Here is a 7,691-nt window from a genome sequence, read left to right on the forward strand (position 1 = left end):
CTCGGCTGCCCGCTTCGCCGCGGCGCCGTCGCTGTAATGGAGCGGCGGTGCCAGCCGGCGCACATCGACCGTCAAGCCCGCCACCGGACGCGCCCCCGCCGCCGTCAGCCGCTCGCCGGCAGACCCGGCCCTCACCTCGGTCAGGAAGCCCTGACCCTCGACCGTCACCTCGGAGGCGCCGGGGATCGCGCGGCCCCCGACCGGCGCCGGGGAGGCACAGGCCGAGAGCGCGCCCATCACGATGAGGACCCCGCCGGCGCGCACCGGCTCACTCCGCCGCCATGGCGCCCATGCGCCCCGTCTTCTTGGCCTTGATCCGGTCCTCGATCTCTTCGCGATAGTGCCGGATCAGGCCCTGGATCGGCCAGGCCGCCGCATCGCCGAGCGCGCAGATCGTGTGGCCCTCGACCTGCTTCGTCACCGACAGCAGCATGTCGATCTCTTCGACCTCGGCCTCGCCGCGCACCAGCCGGTCCATCACGCGCATCATCCAGCCCGTGCCCTCGCGGCAGGGCGTGCACTGGCCGCAGCTCTCGTGCTTGAAAAACTTGGCCAGCCGCCAGACCGCCTTGATGACGTCGGTCTGCTGATCCATCACGATCATGCAGGCGGTGCCGAACGAGGATTTCAGCTCGCGCATCCCGTCATAGTCCATGACGGCATTCTCGCACTGCTCGGCCGGGATGATCGGGCAGGAGGCGCCGCCGGGAATGACGGCCTTGAGGTTCTTCCAGCCGCCGCGGACGCCGCCGCCGTGCTTCTCGATGAGTTCCTTCATCGAGATCGACATGCTCTCCTCGATGACGCAGGGCGTGTTGACGTGCCCCGACATGGCGAAGAGCTTCACGCCCGCATTGTTCGGCCGGCCGAACGAGGCGAACCACTCGCCGCCGCGGCGCAGGATCGCGGGAATGACGGCGATCGACTCGACGTTGTTCACCGTGGTCGGGCAGCCGTAAAGGCCCGAGCCCGCCGGGAACGGCGGCTTCATCCGCGGCATCCCCTTCTTGCCCTCGAGGCTCTCAAGGAGCGCGGTCTCTTCGCCGCAGATGTAGGCGCCCGCCCCGTGATGGAGGTAGACGTCGAAATCGTAGCCCGACTTCGCCGCATTCCGGCCGATCAGACCCGCGTCATAGGCCTCGTCGATGGCGGCCTGCAGCGCTTCCTTCTCGCGGACATATTCGCCGCGGATGTAGATGTAGGCCGCAACCGCCCCCATTGCGAAGCCCGCCAGCAGCGCACCCTCGACCAGCGTATGCGGGTCGTGGCGCATGATCTCGCGGTCCTTGCAGGTCGCGGGCTCGGATTCGTCGGCATTGATGACGAGATAGGCCGGGCGCCCGTCCGACTGCTTGGGCATGAAGGACCATTTGAGGCCGGTCGGGAAGCCCGCCCCGCCCCGGCCGCGCAGGCCCGAGGCCTTCACGATGTCGATGATCTTGTCGCGCCCGAGCGCGAGCAGGTCCGCGGTCCCGTCCCACTGGCCCCGGGCCATCGCGCCCTTCAGGCTGCGGTCCTGCATCCCGTAGAGGTTGGTGAAGATCCGGTCCTGGTCCTTCAGCATCGCATCGTCCTCATTTGCCCTGGCGCCGTCGCCAGATCCGCCAGGTTGTCACCAGCGCCCAACTGAACCCGGCGAGCGCCGCCAGGTCGAAGAGAAGGACGATCCGAGCCGGCAGGCCCAGCCATCCTCCCAGGATCTGCGCCCCGATCCACATGAGGCCCGTCGCCGCAATCACCAGCGCAACTTGTCGCGCCTGCCGCGTGTCGTCGGGCCCGACCGCCATCAGCCCTCGGGCTTCTGCGGATCGGAGGTCTGCGCGCCCGGCTCGGCCGTGGCCGTGCCGCCCGTGGCCACGCCGGGCTTCTCGGGCCGGCCCGCCTTGTCGGCCGGGGCCTCCTCGACGCTCACGCCGGTCTTGTCGACCGGATGGCCGGCACCCGGGGTCGGCTGCCGCGCCTCGCCCCCGGCGTCGGACACCGGCGGGCGCCGGCCGAGCCACGGGGGCAGAAGCGGCACCTCGGTGCCGTCGATGCGCTTGATCGTGTCACCGATCCCCAGCGCCAGCGCCACCGAGGCATTGTGCTCGGAGGCCTGCGGGCCGATCTCGGTGAGGCTCGTGGCCCCGCCCGCGGGCTCGGAGGAGAAGCGCCCGGCCTGCGGCCCGGGCCGCGGCACTTCGCCCGCCGAGAAACGGTCGATCAGCGCGGCCAGCGTCTCGGCCGTCAGATCCTCGTAATAGTCCTTGCCGATTTGCGCCATCGGCGCATTGGCGCAAGCGCCGAGGCACTCGACCTCTTCCCACGAGAAGCGGCCATCGGCCGACAGCATGTGCGGCTGCGGCGCGATCTTCTCCTTGCAGACCCGGATCAGCTCCTCGGCGCCGCAGATCAGGCACGAGGTGGTGCCGCAGATCTGGATATGGGCCACGCGGCCCACCGGCTGCAGCTGGAACATGAAGTAGAAGGTCGCCACTTCCAGCGCGCGGATGTAGGCCATCCCGAGCAGGTCGGCCACATATTCGATGGCCGGCTTCGTGAGCCAGCCCTCCTGTTCCTGAGCGCGGAAGAGCAGCGGGATGATCGCCGAGGCCTGACGGCCCTCGGGATATTTCGTCATCTGACCCTTCGCCCATTCGAGGTTCGCCGGCGTGAAGGCGAAGCTGTCGGGCTGGGCGTGATGCAGGCGGCGAAGCATTAGCGGTCGATCTCCCCGAACACGACGTCGAGCGTGCCGATGATGGCGGACACATCGGCCAGCAGGTGCCCCTTGGCGATGTAGTCGATGGCTTGCAGATGCAGGAAGCCCGGCGCGCGGATCTTGGCGCGGTAGGGCCGGTTGGTCCCGTCGGCCACGAGATAGACGCCGAACTCGCCCTTGGGCGCCTCGACGGCGGCATAGACCTCGCCCGCGGGAACGTGGAAGCCCTCGGTATAGAGCTTGAAATGGTGGATGAGCGCCTCCATCGAGGTCTTCATCTCGCCCCGCGGCGGCGGCGTGATCTTGCCGCGCGCCAGCACGTCGCCCTTCTCCACCCGGAGCTTGGCCAGACATTGCTGGATGATGCGGGTGGACTGGCGCATCTCTTCCATGCGGCAGAGATAGCGGTCGTAGCAGTCGCCGTTCTTGCCCACCGGGATCTGGAAGTCGAACTCGTCGTAGCACTCGTAGGGCTGCGAACGCCGCAGATCCCATGCGAAGCCCGAGCCGCGCACCATCACGCCCGAGAAGCCCCAGTCGAGGATGTCCTTCTCGGAGATGATGCCGATATCGACGTTGCGCTGCTTGAAGATCCGGTTCTCGGTCAGAAGCGAGTCGAGATCGTCGAGCACCTTCGGGAAATGCTCGGCCCACTCCTCGATATCCTCGATGAGGCGCGGCGTCAGATCCTGATGCACCCCGCCCGGCCGGAAATAGGCGGCGTGGAGCCGGGCGCCCGAGGCGCGCTCGTAGAAGACCATCAGCTTCTCGCGCTCCTCGAAGCCCCAGAGCGGCGGCGTCAGCGCGCCCACGTCCATGGCCTGCGTGGTCACGTTCAGCAGGTGGTTCAGGATGCGGCCGATCTCGGAATAGAGCACGCGGATCAGGCTCGCCCGCCGCGGCACGGCCACGCCCGTCAGCCGCTCGATCGCCAGACACCAGGCATGTTCCTGGTTCATCGGCGCCACATAGTCGAGCCGGTCGAAATAGGGCAGGTTCTGCAGGTAGGTCCGGCTCTCCATCAGCTTCTCGGTCCCGCGGTGCAGCAGGCCGATATGCGGGTCGCAGCGTTCCACCACCTCGCCGTCAAGCTCGAGCACGAGACGCAGAACCCCGTGCGCCGCAGGGTGTTGCGGGCCGAAGTTGATGTTGAAGTTGCGAAGCTTCTGCTCGCCGGTCAGCACGTCGTCGAACTTGGTGTCCATGGCCATCCCCTTACGTCCGCGCCTTGTCGTCGCCCGGCAGGATGTAGTCCGCCCCCTCCCACGGCGAGAGGAAATCGAACTGGCGATATTCCTGCACGAGTTTCACCGGCTCGTAGACGACGCGCTTCTGGACCTCGTCATAGCGCACCTCGGTATAGCCCGTGGTCGGGAAGTCCTTGCGCATCGGATGGCCGCGGAAGCCGTAGTCGGTCAGGATCCGCCGCAGGTCGGGGTGACCGGTGAAGAGGATGCCGAACATGTCGAACACCTCGCGCTCGAACCAGTTCGCCGACGGATGGACCGAGTGGATAGACGCCACCGTCTCGTCCTCGCGGACCTGCATCTTCAGGCGGATCCGCTGGTTCTGATACATCGACAGGAAGTGATAGACCATGTCGAAGCGCGCGGGACGCTCGGGATGGTCGATCGCCGTGATGTCGACGAGGCTCGAGAAGCGGCAGCTCGCGTCGGACCGGAGGAACTCCACCAGCCCGACGATGCGGTTGGGCACGACGTCGAGCGTCAGCTCGCCGAACTCGACCCGGTGGCCGAGGATCGCATCGGGCTGGCGCATCTGGACATGCGCGGCCAGTTCCTGAAGGGCTTCGGCCATCTGGGTCTCCTCAGCGCGTGATGGTGCCGGTGCGGCGGATCTTCCGCTGCAACTGGAGGATGCCATAGAGCAGCGCCTCGGCCGTGGGCGGGCAGCCCGGGACGTAGATGTCGACCGGCACGATCCGGTCGCAGCCGCGCACCACCGAGTAGCTGTAATGGTAGTAGCCGCCGCCGTTCGCACAGGATCCCATCGAGATCACATAGCGCGGCTCGGGCATCTGGTCGTAGACCTTGCGCAGCGCGGGCGCCATCTTGTTGGTCAGCGTGCCGGCCACGATCATCACGTCGGACTGGCGCGGAGAGGCGCGCGGCGCCACCCCGAACCGCTCCACGTCGTAGCGCGGCATCGAGGTGTGCATCATCTCGACGGCGCAGCAGGCGAGGCCGAAGGTCATCCAGTGCAGCGAGCCGGTGCGCGCCCAGTTGATGAGATCCTCGGTCGTGGTGAGCAGGAAGCCCTTGTCCTGAAGCTCGCGGTTCAGGGACTGCGTGTCATAGTCGCGGTCGGGCCCCGCGGTATTGAGGCCGGTCATTGCCATTCCAGCGCTCCCTTCTTCCATTCATAGGCGAAGCCCACCGTCAGCACGCCGAGGAAGACCATCATCGACCAGAAGGCCGTCATCGAAATGTCGCCGAAGGCCACAGCCCAGGGGAAGAGGAAGGCCACCTCGAGGTCGAAGATGATGAAGAGGATGGACACGAGGTAGAACCGCACCTCGAACTTCATCCGCGCATCGTCGAACGCATTGAAACCGCACTCATAGGCGGACACCTTCTCGGGGTCCGGCCGCCTGACCGCGACGATCACCGCCGACAGCATGAGCAGGAGCCCGAGGCCTCCTGCCAGCACCGTCAGGATGACGATGGGAAGAAACTCTCGCAGAAGATCGTCCATGGCGGCTCCCTCGGCTGGCAGCTGCGCGCCGTTTCCGGCAGCGCAGGCAGTCACGTGCTGACGCCTCGTTTACTCTCAGCCCCGTCCGGGGTCAACCGAAGGTCGCGACAAAACACCGCGACTGAAATGTGCCTTATGTCATTGGTATGCAATGGTGAACTGAAATTATGCTTATGCAGCAATGCGGAGCGGGTGCGACCTGTCGCACCCCGGCCCCGACTCAGACCTTGGCGGACCATGCGGCGGCGCGGCGTCCGAAAAAGGCCTCCACCCCTTCCCGCGCCTCGTGGCTCTCCCAGCGGTTGACGAGGGCCGCCACGCTCGCCTCGACGGTCTCGTCGTCGATCCGGGGGCCGAACCGGCGCAGGAGCGCCTTGGCCTCGGCCACCGCGCCCGGCGCACAGGAGAGATAGGGCAGGATCTCGGCCTCGACCGCCGCATCGAGCGCCTCGGCCGGCATGGCCCCCGCGAGGAAGCCCAGCCGCACCGCCTCCTCGGCGCCGAAGAGCCGCGCCGAGAAGAAGACGCGCCGCGCCATGGCCTCGCCCACGCGCGCGGCCACATAGGGGCCGATGGTGGCCGGGATCAGCCCGAGGCGCGTCTCGGTGAGGCCGAAGCGGGCCCCCTCCGCACCGAAGGCCACGTCGCAGACCGAGATCAGCCCGAGGCCGCCGCCGAAGGCCTGCCCCTGCACCCGCCCGATCAGCGGCTTGGGCAGTTCGTTCAGCGCGCGCAGCATCTGGGCGAGCCTGCGCGCCTCGGACGCGCGCGTGGGCCCGTCCGCCGCCATCTGCGCCTTCATCCAGCCGAGATCCCCCCCGGCACAGAAGCTCTCGCCCGTGGCCGCCAGCACCACGACACGCACGGTGGCTGACGCCGCCAGACGCGCCGCGGCCTCGGTCAGTTCCGCGATCATCGCGGCCGACAGCGCATTGTGCTTCTCGGGCCGGTCGAGCGTCAGGGTCGCCACGCCCCGGGGATCCTCGGCGATGGAAATGGTCTCGAACATCCGTTCCTCCTCTCAGCCGGTCCGCAGGCGCTGCGCGAGTTCCGCCGCCGCCGCCAGCTTCTCCGGGTCGAGCCCGGTCTCAAAGCCCCGCGCCGCCAGATGGGCCGCCACCGCTTCGGTCGCCACATTGCCCGCGGCCCCGGGCGCATAGGGGCAGCCGCCGAGGCCGCCCACCGCCGCATCCACCACGCGCAGGCCCCGCTCCAGCGCCGCGTCGATCACCTGCAGCGCCCGGCCCGCCGTGTCGTGGCAGTGGGCGGCAAGACGGTCCGGCGGCATCTCGCCCAGAACCGCCGCCAGCATCGCGTCGAACCCCTCGGGCGTGGCGCGGCCCACCGTATCGCCGAGCGAGACCTCGGCGCAGCCCAGATCGCGCAGCGCCGCCGCGACGCGCGCGACCGCACCGGGCGGCGTCGGCCCGTCGAAGGGGCAGTCCACCGCCATCGAGACATAGCCCCTGAGCCGCGTCCCGTCGCGCCCCGCGGCCTCGGCGATGGGCGCAAGCCGCGCGAGGCTCTCGGCCACCGTGCAGTTGAGGTTCGCCTTCGAGAAGCCCTCGGAGGCCGAGACGAAGACCGCGATCTCGCCCGCACCCGCAGCGACGGCCGCCTCGTAGCCGCGGAGGTTGGGCGCGAGTGCCGCATAGGTCACGCCGGGCCTGCGGCCGATGCCGGCCAGCACCGCGGCGCCATCGGCCATCTGCGGCACCCATTTCGGGCTCACGAAGCTCGCCACCTCGATCCGGCGGAAGCCGCAGGCGGACAGCGCATCCACGAGCGCGATCTTTTCCGCCGTGGGAATGGCGCGCGCCTCGTTCTGCAGCCCGTCGCGCGGGCCGACCTCGAAGATCTCGACCCGCCCCGCCCCGACGGACCCGCCTGCCTGCGCCTCAGCCATCGGCCTCCTCCAGCCGCACGAGCGCCGCCCCGGCCTCGACCTGCGCGCCGGCCTCGACCAGCACCTCGGCCACCGTGCCGTCCCGGGCGGCGGTCAGCACATGCTCCATCTTCATGGCCTCGATCACCGCGAGCCGGTCGCCCTTCTCCACCCGGTCGCCAGCCCGCACCGCCAGTTCCCGGACGAGGCCCGGCATGGGCGAGAGGGTGAGCCCGCCCTGCCCCGCCTCCTCGGTGCCGCGGTCGAGCGGATCGGGGATCTCGAAGCTGACGGTGCCCGTGCGGGCGAAGACATGGACCTGCGCGCCGATCCGCAGCACCCGGGCCGGAGGGCGGCCCGCGACCGCCCAGCCCTCGGGGCGCAGCCGCG

11 protein-coding genes are annotated in these 7,691 nt (G+C 69.0%); all 11 read right to left on the bottom strand.

Features of this window, described 5'->3' with window-relative positions; genetic code table 11:
- A partial coding sequence (locus A9O63_RS17455; RefSeq protein ID WP_069333063.1) for a hypothetical protein occupies positions 1–264 on the bottom strand: 264 nt, incomplete at its 3' end.
- Positions 265–268: 4 nt separating this feature from the next.
- Positions 269–1,564 (bottom strand): NADH-quinone oxidoreductase subunit NuoF, encoded by a 1,296-nt coding sequence (gene nuoF, locus A9O63_RS17460; RefSeq protein ID WP_069333064.1) that lies wholly within the window; start codon positions 1,562–1,564, stop codon positions 269–271.
- Between the two features lie 10 nt (positions 1,565–1,574).
- Positions 1,575–1,787 carry a DUF5337 domain-containing protein gene (locus A9O63_RS17465; protein WP_011337549.1) on the bottom strand — a complete coding sequence of 71 codons (213 nt, stop codon included), beginning with the start codon at positions 1,785–1,787 and terminating at the stop codon, positions 1,575–1,577.
- Entirely contained in the window at positions 1,787–2,698 is a 912-nt protein-coding gene (gene nuoE, locus A9O63_RS17470) for an NADH-quinone oxidoreductase subunit NuoE (RefSeq protein WP_069333065.1), read from the bottom strand. Before nuoE ends, A9O63_RS17465 begins: the two co-directional genes overlap by 1 nt.
- Positions 2,698–3,906: an NADH-quinone oxidoreductase subunit D gene (locus A9O63_RS17475; RefSeq protein WP_190238099.1), complete on the bottom strand. Its 1,209-nt coding sequence runs from the start codon at positions 3,904–3,906 to the stop codon at positions 2,698–2,700. Before A9O63_RS17475 ends, nuoE begins: the two co-directional genes overlap by 1 nt.
- 10 nt (positions 3,907–3,916) lie before the next feature.
- Positions 3,917–4,519, bottom strand: coding sequence for an NADH-quinone oxidoreductase subunit C (locus A9O63_RS17480; protein ID WP_069333067.1), 603 nt, complete (start codon positions 4,517–4,519; stop codon positions 3,917–3,919).
- 10 nt (positions 4,520–4,529) lie between these two features.
- The gene (locus A9O63_RS17485; protein WP_069333068.1) at positions 4,530–5,054 is read right to left on the bottom strand and encodes a NuoB/complex I 20 kDa subunit family protein; all 525 of its coding nucleotides are present in this window, start codon (positions 5,052–5,054) and stop codon (positions 4,530–4,532) included.
- Positions 5,051–5,416, bottom strand: a complete 366-nt coding sequence (locus tag A9O63_RS17490; protein ID WP_002719664.1) for an NADH-quinone oxidoreductase subunit A — start codon at positions 5,414–5,416, stop codon at positions 5,051–5,053. The genes A9O63_RS17485 and A9O63_RS17490 overlap by 4 nt, the downstream gene beginning before the upstream one ends.
- 220 nt (positions 5,417–5,636) lie before the next feature.
- Complete coding sequence (locus A9O63_RS17495; RefSeq protein ID WP_069333069.1) at positions 5,637–6,425, bottom strand: crotonase/enoyl-CoA hydratase family protein; 789 nt, start codon at positions 6,423–6,425, stop codon at positions 5,637–5,639.
- Between the two features lie 12 nt (positions 6,426–6,437).
- Positions 6,438–7,322, bottom strand: coding sequence for a hydroxymethylglutaryl-CoA lyase (locus A9O63_RS17500; protein WP_069333070.1), 885 nt, complete (start codon positions 7,320–7,322; stop codon positions 6,438–6,440).
- Positions 7,315–7,691, bottom strand: a 377-nt coding sequence (locus A9O63_RS17505; RefSeq protein ID WP_141703111.1) for an acyl-CoA carboxylase biotin carboxyl carrier protein subunit, incomplete at its 5' end; no start/stop codon positions are given. The genes A9O63_RS17505 and A9O63_RS17500, both read right to left, overlap by 8 nt.

This window comes from Cereibacter johrii (assembly GCF_001720585.1).
In the GTDB taxonomy this organism is placed as follows: Bacteria; Pseudomonadota; Alphaproteobacteria; order Rhodobacterales; family Rhodobacteraceae; genus Cereibacter_A; species Cereibacter_A johrii.

Bases quoted from the DNA above. Each gene is read 5' to 3' on its own strand.
- nuoE (WP_069333065.1), bottom strand. From the start codon at position 2,698: ATGCTTCGCCGCCTGCATCACGCCCAGCCCGACAGCTTCGCCTTCACG.
- nuoF (WP_069333064.1), bottom strand. From the start codon at position 1,564: ATGCTGAAGGACCAGGACCGGATCTTCACCAACCTCTACGGGATGCAG.
- A9O63_RS17490 (WP_002719664.1), bottom strand. From the start codon at position 5,416: ATGGACGATCTTCTGCGAGAGTTTCTTCCCATCGTCATCCTGACGGTG.
- A9O63_RS17480 (WP_069333067.1), bottom strand. From the start codon at position 4,519: ATGGCCGAAGCCCTTCAGGAACTGGCCGCGCATGTCCAGATGCGCCAG.
- A9O63_RS17465 (WP_011337549.1), bottom strand. From the start codon at position 1,787: ATGGCGGTCGGGCCCGACGACACGCGGCAGGCGCGACAAGTTGCGCTG.
- A9O63_RS17485 (WP_069333068.1), bottom strand. From the start codon at position 5,054: ATGACCGGCCTCAATACCGCGGGGCCCGACCGCGACTATGACACGCAG.
- A9O63_RS17500 (WP_069333070.1), bottom strand. From the start codon at position 7,322: ATGGCTGAGGCGCAGGCAGGCGGGTCCGTCGGGGCGGGGCGGGTCGAG.
- A9O63_RS17495 (WP_069333069.1), bottom strand. From the start codon at position 6,425: ATGTTCGAGACCATTTCCATCGCCGAGGATCCCCGGGGCGTGGCGACC.
- A9O63_RS17475 (WP_190238099.1), bottom strand. From the start codon at position 3,906: ATGGACACCAAGTTCGACGACGTGCTGACCGGCGAGCAGAAGCTTCGC.